Origin of the sequence: Mycobacterium sp. KBS0706, from assembly GCF_005938675.2 — a bacterium.
Classification (GTDB): domain Bacteria; phylum Pseudomonadota; class Alphaproteobacteria; order DSM-16000; family Inquilinaceae; genus Inquilinus.
Genome location: NZ_VCCH02000003.1, coordinates 148527 through 165652 on the forward strand (window position 1 = coordinate 148527; position 17126 = coordinate 165652).

The following is a 17126-nucleotide window of genomic DNA, read 5'->3' on the forward strand; positions in this document are numbered from 1 at the left end:
GTGATTCAGCCAATGCTGAAAGCGGCCTAGGCGTGTACCGTAAGATCGCCTCCGTCGGCGGGCTGACGCTCGCCAGCCGCGTGCTCGGCCTGGTCCGCGACCAGATCATCGCCGCTGTGCTCGGGGCCGGGCCGGTGGCCGACGCCTTCTTCCTGGCCAACCGGCTGCCGAACCATTTCCGGTCGCTGTTCGCCGAGGGCGCCTTCAACGTCGCCTTCCTGCCGGCCTTCACCACCACGCTGCAGCGCGACGGCAAGGCCCGCGCGCTGGCGCTGGCCGAGCAGGTCCAGGCGATCCTGCTGGCCGTGCTGCTGGTCGTGCTGGTCGCGGCGCTCGCCGCCATGCCCTGGCTGATCTCGGTGATGGAGCCGGGCGGCACCGCGGCGGCCCAGACCGAGCTGAAGGTCGAGCTGACGCGGATCACCTTCCCCTATCTGCTGTTCATGTCGCTGGTGTCGCTGCAGGGCGGCGTGCTGAACGGGCTCGGCCGGTTCGGCGCCGCCGCGGCCGCGCCGATCCTCTTGAACCTGTTCATGATCGGCGCGGTGCTGGGGCTGACGCCGTTCCTGCCGACCGCCGGCCACGCCCTGGCCTGGGGCGTGTTCCTGTCCGGCATCGCCCAGTTCCTGTATCTGGAATGGGACATGCGGCGGGCCGGCGTGTCGCTGCGCCTGGTGCGGCCGCGGCTGTCGCCCGGCGTCCGCCGCTTCTTCCGGGCGCTGGGTCCGGCGACGCTGGGCGCCGGCATGGCCCAGATCAGCGTCTTCGCCGACACCATCATCGCCCAGGCGCTGCCGACCGGCGCGCAATCCTACCTGAACTATGCCGACCGGCTGAACCAGCTGCCGCTCGGCGTCATCGGCATCGCCGTCGGCACCGTGCTGCTGCCGGAGCTGACGCGCCGCCTCGCCGCCGACGACCACCAGGGCGCGCTGGCCAGCCAGAACCGGGCGATCGAGCTGACCCTGGCGCTGACCCTGCCCTTCGCCATCGCCTTCCTGGTGGCGGCGGAGCCGATCCTGGCGGCGATGTTCGAGCGCGGGCGGTTCACGGCTGTGGATTCCCATCAGTCGGCCCTGACCCTGACCGCCTACGCCTTCGGCCTGCCCGCCTTCGTGCTGGTGCGCTGCCTGCTGCCCGGCTTCTACGCCCGCGGCGACACGGCGACGCCGGTCAAGATCGCGGTCGCCACGGTGGCGCTGAATGTCGGGCTGAAGATCGCGCTGATGGATTCGCTGTCGCAGGTCGGCCTCGCCGTCGGCACCTCGGCCGGGGTGTGGCTGAACATCGTGCTGCTGGCCTGGGTGCTGCACCGGCGCGGCCAGTTCAGCCTCGACGCTGCATCGCGGCGGCGGCTGCCGCGCATGGTGCTGGCCGGGGCCGTGATGGCGGCGGCGCTGTGGGGCCTGCTGGTGCTGGCCGCGCCGGCCCTGGCCGGCCGCTCCGACCTGCTGGCGATCGCGACGGTGCTCGGCGTGCTGGCGGTGGCCGGCCTGGTCTACCTCGCCGCCCTGTTCGGCCTCGGCGCGTTGCGGATGGAGGATCTGCGGCGGTTGCGGCGGCGGGGGTGACGGACCAGGTGCCGAACATGCCCCGAACTTGACAAAACAAGCTCCTGTAGCTACAATTTTGCAGCTACAGGAGGCCGATGTTGCGGTGGACCTGGGATCCTGCGAAAGCCGCGACAAACCTGAAGAAGCACGGCGTCTCCTTCGATCTGGCATCCCGTGTGTTCGGCGATCCTTACGCAATCACGCTGCCCGATCCTTACCCGCATGAGGATCGTTGGCGGACTGTCGGGATGCCCAGCAGTAACAGTCGGGTCCTCCTGTTCGTCGTCCATACGGGCGTCGACGAGGCTGATCCCGACCCGATAGGGCGCATTATCAGCGCCCGACGAGCCGAGCCCCGCGAAAGGAAAGCCTATGAAGAAGGGCAATTCTGATCCGCTGACCGACGCACAGAAGGCCGAGCTTGCGGCGCTGGAAGCCCTGCCGGACAGCACGATCGACACGACCGATGCGCCGCCCGTGACGGACTGGACCGGTGCCCAGCGCGCCAAATTCTACCGCCCCGTCAAGAAGCTGCTCTCGCTGCGGTTGGACGCCGATCTGATTGCCTGGTTCAAGGAGGACGGCGAGGGTTATCAGACCCGGATCAACGAGGCTCTCCGCGAATACGTCGAAAAGCACCGCAGAGAATCGGTTTCATAGAGCGTAGGCCGGGTCGCGGTTTGCAATCCGAACCCAATGAAAAGGGCGCCATCCGGGGACGGCGCCCGTTTCATCGATAGACCCGGAAACCTCAGCCCGGCCCGACCGGCAGGGCGACGAAGCGCAGGTCGCCGCCGCTCTCGACCAGCAGCAGCACCGATTTGCGGCCGCCGTTGCGGGCCTCGGTGACCTTCTTGGCGACATCCTCCGGGTTGGTCACCTCGGCCTGGCCGACCTCGACGATCAAGTCGCCCGGCTTCAGCCCCTTCTCCGCCGCCGGCGACCCGCCGGTGACGGCGGTGACCACCACGCCCTTCTGGTCGTCGGCCAGCGTGTACTGCTTCCTGAGCGCATCGGTCAGCGCCGACAGCGTCACGCCGAGCGAGTCGAGCTCCTGCGGCTTGTTGGCGTCGGACTGGCTGTCCGTGGTCGAGGCCAGGAGGCCGGATTCCTCCGCCGCCTCGAGCTCGCCCAGCGTCACCGGCAGGTCCTTGCGGGCGCCCTTGCGCCAGACCTGGACCGAGGTCTGCTTGTCGACCGGCGTGTCGGCGACCACGCGCGGCAGGCGCCGGCTCTCGCTGATCGGCTTGCCGTCGAACTGCAGGATGACGTCGCCGGTCTCGATCCCGGCCTTGGCCGCGGGACCGCCCTCGGTGACTCCGGCCACCAGCGCGCCTTCCGGCTTCTGCAGGCCCAGGCTCTCGGCCAGTTCCGGTGTCACCGACTGGATCCGGACGCCGAGCCAGCCACGCTTGGTGCGGCCGAATTCGATGATCTGGTCGACCACGCCACGGGCCAGCGCCGAGGGGATGGCGAAGCCGATGCCGACCGACCCGCCCGAGGGCGAGTAGATCGCGGTGTTGATGCCGATCACCTTGCCGTCCATGTTGAACATCGGACCGCCGGAATTGCCGCGGTTGATGGCGGCGTCGGTCTGCAGGAAATCGTCATAGGGGCCGGCGTTGATCTCGCGCGAGCGGGCCGAGATGATGCCCGCTGTCACCGTGCCGCCGAGGCCGAAGGGGTTGCCGATCGCCAGCACCCAGTCGCCGACCCGCATGACGTCGCTGTCGCCGAAATCGACGAAGGGCAACGGCTTGTCGGTCTCGACCTTCAGCACCGCCAGGTCGGTCTTGTCGTCGCGGCCGATCAGCTTGGCCTCGAGGCTGGTGTTGTCGTGCAGGACGACCGTGATCTCCTCGGCGCCCTCGATCACATGGTAGTTGGTGACGATGAAGCCGTTGGCCCGGACGATGAAGCCGGAGCCGAGCGCCGTGGCGTTGCGCGGCCGCTGCGGGCGCTCGGCGCCACCCTGGCCGCGGCGGTTGAAGAAGTCGCGGAAGAACTCGTCGAACGGCGATCCCGGCGGGAACTGCGGCATCTCCGGCAGGTCCGCGCCGTCCTGGACCTTCTGGGTGGTCGAGATGTTGACCACCGCCGGCACCAGCTTCTCGGCCAAATCGGCGAAGCTGTCGGGCGCCGGCGCGGCGCGAGCCGCAGCCGCCGCCACGAGCATGGCCGCCACAACCAGCACCGTCGCGGCCCAGCGCAGCAGGGCAGTCTCTCCCACGGCGCGGGCGACGGCGACGGGGCCGGTCGGGCGGCGGGCAATCGGTCTGGTCACGAACGCTCTCCCTCGCTCAAAGCACAACGCCGGCCCCATTCGGGAGGCCGGCGTCGGTCATCATACACCCGATCGTGGCGAGAAACGGGCCGGCATCAGCCCGGGTTCCCCGGGGCCGCAGGCGCCGGCTGGACCGGCGTCTCCGGGACCGGCGCCGGACCCGAAGGCGGCGGGTTGGCGCCCGGCGGCGTCTGCTGGGTCACCGCCGGCACCAGACCGCGGCCGGTGGCGTCGTTGAAGTACTTGAAGAAGTCGCCCTTCGGCGACAGCACCAGGGTGGTGCCGCTCGACCCCAGCGCGTTCTGATAGGCCTGGAGGCTGCGGTAGAAGGAGAAGAACTGCGGGTCGGCGCCATAGGCCTCGGCCTGCACCTTGATCGCCTCGGCGTCGCCCTGGCCGCGCAGCTCCTGCGCCTTGCGCTCGGCATCGGCCAGCAGCACGGTCACGTCACGGTCGGCCCGCGACTTGATCTGCAGCGAATATTCCTGGCCCTGGGCGCGGTACTGCGCCGCCTCGCGCTCGCGCTCCGACTTCATGCGGTCGTAGACCGACTGCACCGTGCCTTCCGGCACGTCGGCGCGGACGATGCGGACGTCGACGATCTCGATGCCCAGCGGCTTGGCGTTGGCTTCGACGCTGTCGCGGATCGACCGCATGATCGGCCCGCGCTGCTCCGACAGCACGTCGAGCTGGTTGTAGTTGCCGAGCACGTTGCGCAGCGCGTTGTTGACGAAGCTGTTGATCCGGGTGCCGGCGATCTGCTCGTTGCGCACCGACTGGAAGAACAGCAGCGGGTCGGCGATGCGATAGCGGGCGTAGCTGCCGACGTCGAGCCGGCGCTGGTCGGACAGGATCACCTGCTCGACCGGCGGGTCGACGTCGAGCACGCGCTTCTCATAGAACTGGACGTTCTGGACGACCGGCAGCTTGAGCTTCAGCCCCGGCTCGGATTCGATCTTCACCACCTCGCCGAACTGCAGGACCAGCGCCTGCTCGTTCTGGTTGACGGTGTAGAGGGAGTCCGTGAGCACCAGGCCGACGACGACGATGGCGGCGCCGAGGGCGGCGAGCTTGAGGTTCATCTCACTTCCCTCCCGGCTGCGTCGTGGCGGTCGCGGGGCGACCCATCAGCTCGTTCAGCGGCAGGTAGGGCAGCACGCCCTGGCCACCGACGGCGTCGTCGATCATGATCTTGTTCGAGCCCTTCAGCACGGTCTCCAGCGTCTCGAGATAGAAGCGCTCGGCCGTGATTTCCGGAGCCAGGCGATAGGATTGCAGCACCGAGGTGAAGCGCGCCGCGTCGCCGCGCGCCCTGGCTACCACCTGCTCGCGATAGCCTTCCGCCTGCTGCGCAACCTGCTCGGCCTGGCCGCGCGCCCGCGGCACAACGTCGTTGCGGTAGGTCTCGGCGTCGTTGCGCAGCTGGTCCTGGTTCTGACGCGCGCTCTGCACGTCGTCGAAGGACGCGATCACCTGCTGCGGCGGCGCCACCTTCTGCAGCTGCACCTGGTCGATCACCACGCCTGCCCCGGGACGGCCGGGGGTCCCGTAGCCGTCGAGGGTCGCCTGCAGCAGCTGGCGGGCGGACTGTTCGATCTGGCCGCGGGCCTCATTCAGCGCCGGCTGGATCTCGGTGTTGCCGATGACCTCGCGCATCGCGCTCTCGGCCGCGACCTTCACCGTGCCGTCGGCGTTCTTGATGTTGAACAGGTAGGCGACCGGGTCGGAGATGCGCCACAGGACGATGAAATCGATATCGATGATGTTCTCGTCCTTGGTCAGCATCTGGCTTTCGTCCGGCACATCGCGGTTGCCGGCGCGGCCTTCGCTGCTGAAGCCGATCTCGATCCGGTTCTGCGTCGTCACCGACGGCTTGGTCACTGTCTCGATCGGCGCCGGCAGGTGGTAGCGCAGGCCGGGCTGCTCGGTCCTGACATAGGCGCCGAATCGCTGGACCACGCCCAGCTCGTCTGGCTGCACCCGGTAGATGCCGGTCAGGAGCCAACCGACGATGATCACCACGATCGCGATCAGGATGCCGCGGCCGCCGCCGAAGCCCTTGGGCATGACCTGGCGGAACCGGTCCTGGCCGCGGCGGATCATCTCTTCGATGTCGGCCTGGCTCGGCCCGCCGCCACGTCCCCAGGGATTCTGTCCGCCGCCTTGCGGTGATCCGCCCCAGGGGCCGCCGCCCCCGCCACCACCACCGCCTTGATTACTCCACGGCATCCAGTTCCCTTCCCCCGTCGTCCGCCCTGTCATCCCGGGCGCCGAATGCTATATCTCGGCGCGACAGGCAGCAAATGTGGAGCCTGTCATATTGGACAAAGGGCAGGAAGTTCAACCATGGCGACAGGCCGGACGACGGTGACCGAGGCCGCGGTGCGCGAGGCGCTCGGCAAGGTGCGGGACGAGGAGCGCGGCGGCGATCTCGTCGGCCTGGGCATGATCTCCGGCCTGACCCTTCGCGACGGCCATGTCCTGTTCTCGATCGAGGTCGATCCGCAGCGCGGCCCGGCCCTGGAGCCCTTGCGCCAGGCCGCGGAGAAGGCCGTGGCGGCAATCCCCGGCGTGCTGTCGGTCACCGCGGTGCTGACCGCCCATCGCGGCTCCGGCCAGGCCGCTCCGAGCGGCGCCACGCCGGGCGCCGCGCCGCGCCCCGCCGCCCCGGGTGGGGCACAAAGCCGCAAGCTGCCGGTCGCCGGGATCGGGTCGATCATCGCCGTCGCCTCCGGCAAGGGCGGCGTCGGCAAGTCGACCACCGCGGTCAACCTCGCCCTCGGCCTGGCCGCCAGCGGGCTCAAGGTCGGACTGCTCGACGCCGACATCTACGGCCCGTCGATGCCGCGGATGACCGGGATCAGCGGCAAGCCCAATTCGCCCGACGGCAAGAGCCTGGATCCGAAGGAGAATTACGGGCTGAAGGTGATGTCGATCGGCTTCCTGATCGACGAGGAGACGCCGATGATCTGGCGCGGCCCGATGGTGCAGTCGGCGCTGTCGCAGATGCTGCGCGACGTCAACTGGGGCACGCTCGACGTGCTGGTGGTCGACATGCCGCCAGGCACCGGCGACGCCCAGCTGACCATGGCGCAGCAGGTGCCGCTGGCCGGGGCGGTGATCGTGTCGACGCCGCAGGACATCGCCCTGCTCGACGCGCGCAAGGGCCTGAACATGTTCCGCAAGGTCGACGTCCCGGTGCTCGGGATCATCGAGAATATGAGCTATTTCTGCTGCCCGAATTGCGGCCACCGCACCGACATCTTCAGCCATGGCGGCGCGCGGGCCGAGGCGGAGAAGCTGGGCTGCGACTTCCTCGGCGAGATCCCGCTCGACATCGCCATCCGCGAGACCTCGGATTCCGGGCACCCGATCGTGGTCTCGGCGCCGGACAGCCCGCATGCCGAGGCCTATCGCGGCATCGCCGCCCGGGTGTGGGACAAGCTGCGCTCCGGCGCCGGCCCGACCGCCCCCCGCATCGTGATCGAGTGAGCCGGTCACGGCGTCACCACCTCGCCACAAATCGATCCGATAAGAGGCCGAACCTTACGGCGCCGGACCGGGTCCGCGCGCCCGGCCCTCGGAGTGGGAGAGTGATGCGACGCTTCTGCCGGATCGCGGCCTTCGCCTTGCTCGCAGCCGGTCTCACGGCTGCGGCGCAGGCCCAGGCGCTGCCCGATTCGGTCGAGATCCAGAACCGCAGGACCGGTACGATCGAGGATCTGCGCCTGTCGCCCGATTTCGAGAGCTCCTGGGGCTACAACCGGCTGCGCGCTGCGCCGCTGGCGCCTGGCGCTTCCGCCCGGATCCCGGTCGACGACCTGCGCGGCGGCTGTTATTTCGACGTCAAGGTGCGCCAGAAGGACGGCGCCGAGGCCGAGTATTGGAGCCTCAATCTGTGCAGCCGGCCCATAATCGATCTGGAATGATCGGCCGGAATTGACCGGACGGCCGGTCAGGGATTGCCGCCGGCCTGCCGCCTCTGGTTCCAGAGCGGCATCGGATTGTCCGGCGTCGAGGTGCCGACCGGCCTGGCCTGGCCTTCGAGGAAGTCGCGGATCGCCTGGGCCGTGGCCGGGGTGGTGAGAGTCTCATTCTGCAGCTTCGGCAGCACGTCCTGGCGGAAATCGGCGATGTCCTGGCGCTGCTGCGGCGTCGTCGCCTGGGCGTCGAGATCCTTCAGATACTGCGTCATGCCATGCGCGCCGCCCTCCGGGAACAGCACGCCCTGGCCCTGCTCCGACCACTTCAGGAAGGCGTTCAGCCAGCCCGGCACCGCCAGTTGCCGGGACCCTTCGGCGTTGCTGTAGGTGTTCAGCTCCATCTCGCTGTCCTGCACCGCCTTCGAGACCCCGCGCGGCGTCTCCTTGGACTTGCCCGGCGGGTCGATCTTGACCTGGCCGCGGAACTCGAGCGACAGCGCCCCCGGCACGAAAGGCGCGCGCAGCGGCGGCAGCTTGAACGACCCGGTGATGCGCGTCGCCTCGGCCACGAAAGAGGCCATCGGCCCGGCGAGCCGGCGGTACAGGTTGACCTCGGACGGCACCGCGGGCACCCGGCGGGTGCGGCCGCGGTCGCCGCCCAGCACGCCCGGCAGATGGCCCGACACGGCGTCCGGCAGCGCGTCATTCACCTCGTTGCGGGCCTGGTAGGCCGCATTGGCGCGGATCTGGTCGGGGTTTGGCAGGCTGTCCGGCAGGCCCGGGATGCGCTCGGTCGGGTAGCGGTCGTTGAAGATGAAGTCGGCATTGGCCGCGTCGGGGTGCCACTGGTAGTCCTTGCCGGTCAGCAGGTCGACATACTGCTCCGCCGGCTTGCCGGTGACCGCTGACAGCCGCATGCCGCTAGCCCGGCCGGGCACGTAGGACACCGCGGCGCCAGGGTCGATCTTCCCGTCGCCGACCAGGTCCCGGATGGTCGACAGGTCCGCGTCCGAGGCGAGCAGCAGCGCCTTGGTGTCGTCGTCCACCACGATCCGGGTGCGCATCGACAGCCGCTCATAGGTGGCCTGCATCTGCTCCCACGCCTGCTGCGACAGCTTGGTGCCCTTCGGGATGGTGACGGTGATGTTGTCCTCAGGCCGCCGCTCGGCGCCGGCGCGCCAGATCTTGCCCAGAACCGGGATGAAGTTGCTCCAGACGCGTGGCCGCAGCCCGGCCTTCTGCTCCTCCATCAGCTTGGTGAAGCTGATGTCCTGCGGCACCTCCACGAACGCCTCGGGATCGGCGTCCTTTCCGGCGACGGTGCCGAGCAGGTCCATTTCGCCGGGCTCGAGCCGGACGGTCTGCGCATCCGGCAGCATGGCGCCCCAGCTCAGCTGCATCACCGTGCCGCCGCCGTCGGCCTCGCCCACGGCGCGTACGCCCTGCAGCGTCGGCATGAAATCGGCCTTGACCTGGGTCGGGTCGGTCGCGAGCAGGGCCTCCTCGCCCTGCTTCAGCACGGTCGAGCCCTTGATCTGGAACACCGTCTGGTTGGAGGTGGGCATCAGCCCGGCCTCCTTGAGCGTGACGTTGCGGTATTCGCGCGGCCGCTGCGACACCGTCAGCTCCTTGCCCAGCGTCAGCCGCAGCGGCTTGGTCGACCCCATCACCAGGCTGTCGATGACGGACTGCCCGATCGCCCTGTAGTTGGTCTTGGTGCTGATGGCCCCGCCGAACGACGCCATGGTCGGCTGGCCGAGCTGCGGTGCACCCGCCGCATCCGTGGCCGGATCCGCGCTGCCGAGGATCCGGACCTGGGCGCCGAGGCGGAATTCCGGCCCCTTGCTCTGCCAGCCCCAGAGCTTGGGGACATCCGCCTCCGGCCGCACCCCGCCATTGGCTTCCAGCATGTCGCGGCGGTCGGCGACCCGCTGCATCATCTGCGGATGCATGGCGAGGTTCTGGGCGGTGCCCGGCACCGCCCCCATCACCGACGAGATCGCCTCGTCCCGGTTCATATGACGGCCCTGGGTCAGCTGCGCCACCAGCTCGGCGCCGCCAAGATTGCTGACCACGTCGTTGCCGAACTGGGCGGTCACCCCCAGGCCCGACAGGCGGGTGACGTCGCCGGCCCCCGCGGTGCCGGCGGTGGCCTGGCCCGCCGTCTGCTGTGCCGCCTGTCCTGTCCCTTGCTGCGTCGCCTGCGCGGTCGTCTGCTGGACCGTCTGAGACGTGCCCTGCTGCGTGGCCTGGCTGGCGGTCTGCTGAACCGTCTGCGACGCGCCCTGTTGTGTCGCCTGCGTGGCCGTCTGCTGGATCGTCTGGGAGGTCCCCTGTTGTGTCGCCTGCGTGGCCGTCTGCTGAACCGTCTGCGACGCGCCCTGCTGCGTCGCCTGCGTGGCCGTCTGCTGGGTCGCCTGGGTGGTCCCGGTCGATGCCGCACCGACCACGCGCTGGATCGGGATCGCGCCCGAGACCGCGCCGGTCACCGGCGCGGTGGTCAGGTAGATGCCCTGGGTCTTGGCGGAGTTCAGCATCTGCTGCCCGCCCTCGGCGGTGAACAGCTTGTTGTCGAAGGCCAGCCGGGTGGCGTCGGTGGCGAGCTGGCCGGTGCCGTTCACCACCTGCCCGGCCGTGCCGCCGGCCGACGTGGCGAGGACCCGCGCGCCCAGATTCGGCAGCGCGGTGGCGCCGAGCCGGGTGCCGACGGCGGCGGTGACCTTCATGCCGGCGGTGGTCGCCCCGGCGGTGCTGATCGACGACACCGCGTCGATCGCCGTGTCCTTCAGCGTCGCTTTGGTGTGGTCCCAGCTGACGCCCAAGCCGTCGCCCTTGTCGCCGTCGAGCCCGGCCGCATCCATGCCGAAGCCGATGATCGAGCTGTGGCCGTCGGCATACATGTCCTTGCCCTGGGCCACGGCGCTGATGTCGCCGGCCGCGTCGATCAGCTCATAGGTGCCGAATCCCGCGGCGAAGCCGACCGCGACATTGCCGCCGGAGGCCGCGGTGGCGACGATGCCGACGGTCGTCGCCGCGACCACCCGGCCGACCTCCCCGATCGTGTTCCAGGTCTTGTCGCTGTCCTCCATCGCCTTGGCGTGGTCCTGGAACTCCTGCTCGAAGTTGCCGAGGACGGCGTTCACCTTCTGCTCGTACTGGTCCTGCGGCAGCCCGGTGTCGTTCGCCTTCAGCTGCTTCAGGTCGTCGAGCTTGTCCTGCAGGAAGTCCTGGAACTTCTCGCCCGAGCTCTTGCCCGGCGTGATCCAGCCCCAGCCCTTGCGGACGAAGCTCTGGTCGTCGAGCTTGCCGTTGACCTTGTCGAGCTCGCCCTGGACCGCCGCGATGCTCTGGTCCAGCGTCGTGGTCCGCGACTTCTGCTGGACCTCGCCATCGACCTGGGTCAGTGCGTCCTTGGTCTCCAACGACAGCTTGTCGGTGCCGACTGCCCAGCTGTTCAGCGCCTGCAGCTTCGCCTGCTGGTCGGCGGTGAGCTTGAGCTGGCCGTTGGCATCGAGCTGCACGGTCTGGCGCAGCTCGCCGGCGATCGCCGACTGCACCGCGTCCCAGTTGCGCTGGCTGTCGGGCGCGTTCGCACCGTTCTTCCGGTCATAGGCCAGCGCCGTGTCGATCACGCCTTCCGTCTGGGCGCTGACCGGCGACTGACCCTGCTGGAAATAGATCTCGCCTGGATGGATCAGGTTGGGGTCGGAGAATTGGCCATTGTTCGGAACCCCGTCGGGACCGACCAGCCGCTCGAGCGCATCGCCCGGGCGCACCTGGCCCGCCGTCTCGTAGCCATGCGATTCGGGCGGGCGCCCCTCGGCCGCGGCGCGGGTGGCCAGGGCCCGGCGCACCGCCGCCTGGAACTCCGCATCGGAATTGGATCGGACCGGGCTGGCGGGACGTGGGTTGCGCTCGATCGGCTTCAGCATGACTTCCCCCGCCTTCGTGGTCCGGTCGGGAAGCCTAGGAAAATTCCATGACACCATTATTTCATATGTATGACAAAGAGGACGGCGCACTCGCATTAGGATTTTTGTCAGAGACTCCTAAACGATGGAGATCTTCATCGAACCGTCATCTTTCCGGGACGGCCTGTCGCTTATGGTGCCGCCAACTCGAGACGGATGGAGGCCGCAATGGCGATCGAAGTCGACAAGGACGGACGCCTGCTCAAGGTCGAAAACGGTGTCACGACCTATGTCCCGACCGGGCAACAGCAGCAGTGGCAGGCGTCGGTCCAAGCCGCGATGCAGCGGAACGGCATCAATGCCGACCAGGCCTCGAACATGCGGTTCCTGATCGCCGAGAAGGGCGATTCGCAGTGGTCGATGGCGGAGCAGGTCGGCTCCCCCTGGACCGAGATGGTCGACCACAACAACTTCGCCAATGACGACCTGATCCAGATCGGCGAAGCGGTCGCGGTGCCCGCCCCCACCGCCAAGGGCGCCGGGGCCATGGGCCCCGAAGGCCGCGACGCCTTCGCCCAGAGCATCGAGACCCGCGCCAACCACGCCGCAAACGCCGATTCCGGCACCGCCATGCAGCAATGGGACGGCATCGACGCCGATATCGGGACCTATCTGAACTCGGTGCCGCAGGACGATTTCGTCCAGGCCACCTTCGACCTGGTCGGCTACGACTATGCCGCCGAGGGCTCCGGCCATGCGCGCAGTCTCGTGATCAACCACGCCCTCGACGCGCTGGGCACCGACAAGGATGCACAGCAGCAGCTGGTCAGCCAACTGCTGACGCAGAAATGGCCGACCAACGGCGACGACATCAAGGCCGACGTCACCCAGATCGCGCGCGAGCGCGGCCTGAAGACCGACGGGAGCTGAAGCCTCAGACGGGCCGGCCCAGCACCGCCATGAGCTCGCGCCATTCGCGCGGGCTGAGGCCGCTGTCCGGCTGGGCCACCGCCTCGCCCGCCAGCATCCGGCGCAGCACGGCGAGGCCGAGGGCGGAGATCGTCGCCGCATCCATCCGATAGTCGCGGAACGCCCGGGCGGCCAGCGGCACCCAGCGCTCCATCGCGTCCAGCATCACATCGGCATAGGCGCGGATCTCGTACTGCGCATGGGGGTCGGCCCGCAGCCTCAGGAAATTCATGAGGTTGTGCAGGTCGGTCTTCCAGTACCACTGGGTGTAGGTGTTGAGCGTCAGGTTCATCCGCGCCAGCTCGCGCGCCAGGCCCTGGCGATTCGGGTCGACCGGCTCGGCGCCGTCGATCTCCTCGTTCAGCATCCAGGCATAGTCGCGCCAGCAGCGCTCGGCATCCTCGCGCAGCAGGTCGAGCACCTGCGACGCCTCCTCCCCCTGCAGCACCGCGTCGCGGCCCTGGCGGTTGCTGCTGGACTGCGCCGCCAAATGCTCCGGCGCCGGCAGATAGAACTCCCGGTCGAGGATCGAGTAGCGGGCGGAATACTCGTTCACATTGGCGGTGCGGTGCCGGATCCACTGCCGGGCGACGAAGATCGGCAGCTTCACATGGTACTTGATCTCGCACATCTCGAAGGGCGTGGTGTGCCAGTGCCGCATCAGGTAGCGGATCAGCCCCTCATCCTCCGACACCTTCTTGGTGCCGCGGCCGTAGGAGACGCGCGCCGCCTGCACCACCGCCGAATCATCGCCCATATAGTCGATCACCCGGACGAAGCCGTGGTCGAGCACGGGCAGCGGCTCGAACAGGATCTCCTCCAGCGCCGGCACTGTGGCGCGGCGGGTGGCGAAGGTGGCCGAGCGGCTCTGGTCCAGCTCGGCGCGCTGGTCGGCGGTGATCGTCATGGGGTCAGGTTTCTGTCAGCGGGTCTCCACATAGTGTAGCCGCGCCGGGTCCCGGGACCAAGGGCTGGTGTGATCGATGGCCCGGGGCCGACGCCGCCCCATCCGGCAAGTTTGGGACAATTGCGTCCCCGAATGGCCGTATTTCCCTGCCATGGTCACGCTTTCCCATTTCCATTGCAGGATATTTCGTCATGCCGGCTCCGACAGATCCGCTTTACACCCAGCAATGGCATCTCACCGGCGCCTGGGGCATCAATCTCGGCAACATCTGGGACGAATTCACCGGGAACGGCGTGGTCGCCGCCGTGCACGACCAGGGCATCGACTTCGCTCATCCCGACCTGAACGACAATCTCGACACCGCGCACAGCTTCAACGCCGCGACCGGCGGCACGGGCGGCGCGCCGGTGACTGCGGACGACAACCACGGCACAGCCGTCGCCGGCATCATCGCCGCCGAGCGCAACGGCACCGGCGTGGTCGGCATCGCCTATGGCGCGACGCTCTTGTCCTATTACGACCCGCTGTTCCTCGACACGCTGCAGACGGCCGCGGCGAACGCCCGCAACCATGCGGCGGCCGATGCCGACGTGCTCAACAACAGCTGGGGCTTCGGCAACGCCTTCTTCGACGACCCGAACTCCGCCTTCCTCGACGATTTCGCCAATCCAGCCTGGGCCGCCGCCCGCACCGCCACGATCAACGCGGCGGCAAACGGGCGCGACGGGCTGGGCACGATCATCGTCCAGTCCGCCGGCAACGCTCGCGACTATGGCGACGACACCAACCTGCACAGCTTCCAGAACAACCGCTGGACCATCACCGTCGGCGCCAACGCCCAGAACGGCAGCCCGTCGAGCTATTCGACGCCGGGCTCGACGATCCTGGTCGGGGCGCCGGGCAGCCAGAGCGGGGGCAGCATCGTCACCACCGACCGGGTGGGCGGCGCCGGTTATGCCGCGGGCAACTACATGACCGACTTCAACGGGACCTCGGCCGCGGCGCCGATGGTCTCCGGCGTCGTGGCGCTGATGTTGCAGGCCAACCCGAACCTCGGCTGGCGAGACGTGCAAGAGATCCTGGCCTACAGCGCTCGCGGCGACATCGTGGGCACGCTCGACGACACGATCAACGGCGCGACCAACTCGAATGGCGGCGGCCTGACGGTCAATCACGACATCGGCTTCGGCCTGGTCGACGCCCATGCCGCGGTGCGCCTGGCCGAAAGCTGGCGCGGCCCTGCCCACACCAGCGCCAATGAGATCAGCGTCTCCGCCTCGGCCTCGCCCGGCCTCGGCATCCCCGATGCCAGCGCCACCGGCGTCAGCACGACGCTGACGATCGGCACCGGCATCGAGATCGACCGGGTCGAGGTGACGTTGAGCCTCGCTCACAGCTGGATCAGCGACCTGCAGGTCGTCCTGACCTCGCCGGACGGCACACAGAGCATCCTTGTGGATCGGCCGGGCGTCGGCGCGCTCGACGCGAACGGGTCGGGCCAGGACAACATCGCCTTCACCTTCGGCACCGTCCACGACTGGGGCGAGAGCGGCCAGGGCGTGTGGACGCTGACCATCCGCGACCTGGCCGGCGGCGACACCGGCGTGCTGAACTCCTGGAATCTGCGGCTGTACGGCGATGCCGCCAGCCCGGACGACACCTACGTCTACACCAACGAATTCGCTACGATCGGCGCCGACGCGGCGCGCCGGACGCTGGCCGACGGCAGCGGCGTGGACACGATCAACGGCGCAGCCCTGACCGGCAGCGCGGTGATCGATCTCGCCGCCGGGGCCGCCACCATCGCCGGCCGGCCCGTCACCTTCGCCGCCGGCACGATGATCGAGAATGCGATCACCGGCGACGGCGCCGACGAGATCACCGGCGGCAGCGGCGTCAATCACCTGAGCAGCGGCCGCGGCAACGACATACTTCGCGGCGGCGCCGGGGCGGATGTCCTGGACGGCGGCGCCGGCATCGACCTCGCCAGCTATTACGGCAGCTGGATCAGGGTCGTCGTCAACCTGACCACCGCCACGGCCAGCGGCGGCGACGCCCAGGGCGACAGCCTGACCCGGATCGAGAACCTGTCCGGCAGCCAGGTCGGCGACGCCCTGTTCGGCAGCGCCGGCGCCAACACCCTGTCGGGCTGGTGGGGCGATGACCTCATCGTCGGGGTCGGCGGCCAGGATACGCTGGCCGGTGGCGCCGGGGCGGATCGCTTCGCCTATGGCAGCACATGGGAGAGCCAGGTCGGCGCCGGGTCAGACCGGATCACCGATTTCAGCCACGCCCAGGGCGACAAGGTCGATCTGTCGGTGATGGACGCCAATGCCGGCCTGGCCGGCAACCAGGCCTTCACCTTCATCGGCACGAGGCTCTACAGCCATCACGCCGGCGAGCTGCGCTTCGCCGTCACCGATCCGACCACCACCACCATCGCCGGCGACATCAACGGCGACGGTGTCTCCGACTTCCACATCCGCCTGACCGGAGCGATTGCACTGGTCGTCGCCGATTTCGTGCTGTGACCGGGCCTTTCGCCCCTTCCATCCGCTGTCACAAATCCCTATCTTGAGGGGGTCGGGCAACCGACTATGACGATAAACGCCTTTTGGAATAGACGCTGCGGACCCGGGGGCGGTACCCGGCGCCTCCACCAGATCTCCGGTGTTGGACGGAGTGCGGGGGCGAAATAGGATCGACGCGTGTAGTAAAGGGAAGGTTTTCGTCCGGCATGGTTCCGCCGTTATCGGGCCATTGCAATAGTTGCCAACGACAACTTTGCTGAGGTTCGCGCGGCTGCGTAAGCAGCTAAGCGTCCTCGATAAATCCCTCGGCGGCTAGCCCCGTCGAGGTGGGGCTTGGGGCACCCAGCAACAGAACGCCCCGCTTCTCCCCCAAATCTCGACCCGGAATGTCGGACATGGGCGGCTGTCTGCCGCGCGTCTCCCTTTTCATCCCGACGGCCCCGGTCTAGTGTGATCGGATGGACGACGAACTCCGATACGACCGCATGGTCGAATCCGCCCTGCGGGGCGTGGTCAGGGAAGCTTTGGCCCAGGTGGCCGAGAAGGGGCTGACGGGTGATCATCATTTCTACCTGACCTTTGTGACCAATCATCGCGGGGTCGCGATCCCGGAATATCTGCGGCAGAAATACCCGCAGGAGATGACGATCGTCCTGCAGCACCAGTTCTTCGGGCTGGAGGTCTGCGAGGACCGGTTCTCGGTCTCGCTCAGCTTCTCCAGCAAGACCGAGCGCCTGGTGATCCCGCTGGCCGCGATCACCACCTTCGCCGACCCGTCGGTCAATTTCGCGCTGCAGTTCCAGTCTGCGAAGGAGGCCGCGGAAGCCGAGGACGCCGACGCCGCCGGGAACCCGGACGAGCCGGCCGAAACCGCAGCCAAGGCCCCGGCCGAGGGCGCACCGGCCGACGGCGCCAAGGTCGTGGCGCTGGACGCGTTCCGCAAGAAGTAGGCCGCCCCCAAACCCTGTCATGCCCGGGCTTGACCCGGGCATGCAGAGATGTCGATGCCGCTCTCGGTGGCCCCTGGATCGCCGGGTCAAGCCCGGCG

13 protein-coding genes are annotated in these 17126 nt (G+C 68.6%); 8 read left to right on the plus strand and 5 right to left on the minus strand.

Translation table 11 applies throughout. From position 1 onward, the window contains the following. Positions 1-32 precede the first annotated feature (32 nt). The 3 genes from murJ (at position 33) to FFK22_RS02770 (ending at position 2213) form a co-directional block, all read left to right on the plus strand. A complete protein-coding gene (gene murJ / locus FFK22_RS02760) occupies positions 33-1571 on the plus strand; it encodes a murein biosynthesis integral membrane protein MurJ (RefSeq protein ID WP_186002265.1) in 1539 nt (512 codons plus the stop codon). Positions 1572-1648: 77 nt separating this feature from the next. After that, entirely contained in the window at positions 1649-1945 is a 297-nt protein-coding gene (locus FFK22_RS02765) for a BrnT family toxin (RefSeq protein ID WP_221938338.1), read from the plus strand. Further along, complete coding sequence (locus FFK22_RS02770) at positions 1926-2213, plus strand: BrnA antitoxin family protein (protein ID WP_138886760.1); 288 nt, start codon at positions 1926-1928, stop codon at positions 2211-2213. Before FFK22_RS02765 ends, FFK22_RS02770 begins: the two co-directional genes overlap by 20 nt. 91 nt (positions 2214-2304) lie before the next feature. On the opposite strand, the gene FFK22_RS02775 is transcribed toward FFK22_RS02770, so the two are convergent. The 3 genes from FFK22_RS02775 to hflK form a co-directional block, all read right to left on the minus strand. Next, positions 2305-3837, minus strand: a complete 1533-nt coding sequence (locus FFK22_RS02775; protein ID WP_221938339.1) for a DegQ family serine endoprotease — start codon at positions 3835-3837, stop codon at positions 2305-2307. A 95-nt stretch (positions 3838-3932) separates the two neighbouring features. After that, complete coding sequence (hflC, locus tag FFK22_RS02780; RefSeq protein ID WP_138886762.1) at positions 3933-4919, minus strand: protease modulator HflC; 987 nt, start codon at positions 4917-4919, stop codon at positions 3933-3935. Between the two features lies 1 nt (position 4920). Beyond that, positions 4921-6066, minus strand: a complete 1146-nt coding sequence (gene hflK, locus FFK22_RS02785) for an FtsH protease activity modulator HflK (protein WP_138886763.1) — start codon at positions 6064-6066, stop codon at positions 4921-4923. A gap of 117 nt (positions 6067-6183) precedes the next feature. Here hflK and apbC point away from each other — a divergent pair, with 117 nt between their 5' ends. Together apbC and FFK22_RS02795 are read left to right on the plus strand one after the other, a co-directional pair. Next, positions 6184-7329: an iron-sulfur cluster carrier protein ApbC gene (apbC, locus tag FFK22_RS02790; RefSeq protein ID WP_138886764.1), complete on the plus strand. Its 1146-nt coding sequence runs from the start codon at positions 6184-6186 to the stop codon at positions 7327-7329. 101 nt (positions 7330-7430) lie between these two features. Then, positions 7431-7766: a hypothetical protein gene (locus FFK22_RS02795; RefSeq protein WP_138886765.1), complete on the plus strand. Its 336-nt coding sequence runs from the start codon at positions 7431-7433 to the stop codon at positions 7764-7766. Positions 7767-7792: 26 nt separating this feature from the next. On the opposite strand, the gene FFK22_RS02800 is transcribed toward FFK22_RS02795, so the two are convergent. Beyond that, positions 7793-11692 (minus strand): hypothetical protein, encoded by a 3900-nt coding sequence (locus FFK22_RS02800; RefSeq protein ID WP_138886766.1) that lies wholly within the window; start codon positions 11690-11692, stop codon positions 7793-7795. A 207-nt stretch (positions 11693-11899) separates the two neighbouring features. Between FFK22_RS02800 and FFK22_RS42665 the strand changes: the two genes are divergently transcribed. Further along, complete coding sequence (locus tag FFK22_RS42665; protein ID WP_186002267.1) at positions 11900-12601, plus strand: LysM peptidoglycan-binding domain-containing protein; 702 nt, start codon at positions 11900-11902, stop codon at positions 12599-12601. Between the two features lie 4 nt (positions 12602-12605). Here the strand turns inward: FFK22_RS42665 and thyX are convergent, their stop codons facing one another. Then, entirely contained in the window at positions 12606-13547 is a 942-nt protein-coding gene (gene thyX / locus FFK22_RS02815) for an FAD-dependent thymidylate synthase (protein WP_138886769.1), read from the minus strand. 191 nt (positions 13548-13738) lie between these two features. Between thyX and FFK22_RS02820 the strand changes: the two genes are divergently transcribed. Together FFK22_RS02820 and FFK22_RS02825 are read left to right on the plus strand one after the other, a co-directional pair. Continuing rightward, positions 13739-16078, plus strand: a complete 2340-nt coding sequence (locus FFK22_RS02820; protein WP_138886770.1) for a S8 family serine peptidase — start codon at positions 13739-13741, stop codon at positions 16076-16078. A 458-nt stretch (positions 16079-16536) separates the two neighbouring features. Further along, entirely contained in the window at positions 16537-17028 is a 492-nt protein-coding gene (locus tag FFK22_RS02825; RefSeq protein ID WP_221938340.1) for an SspB family protein, read from the plus strand. The last annotated feature ends 98 nt before the right edge of the window (positions 17029-17126 follow it).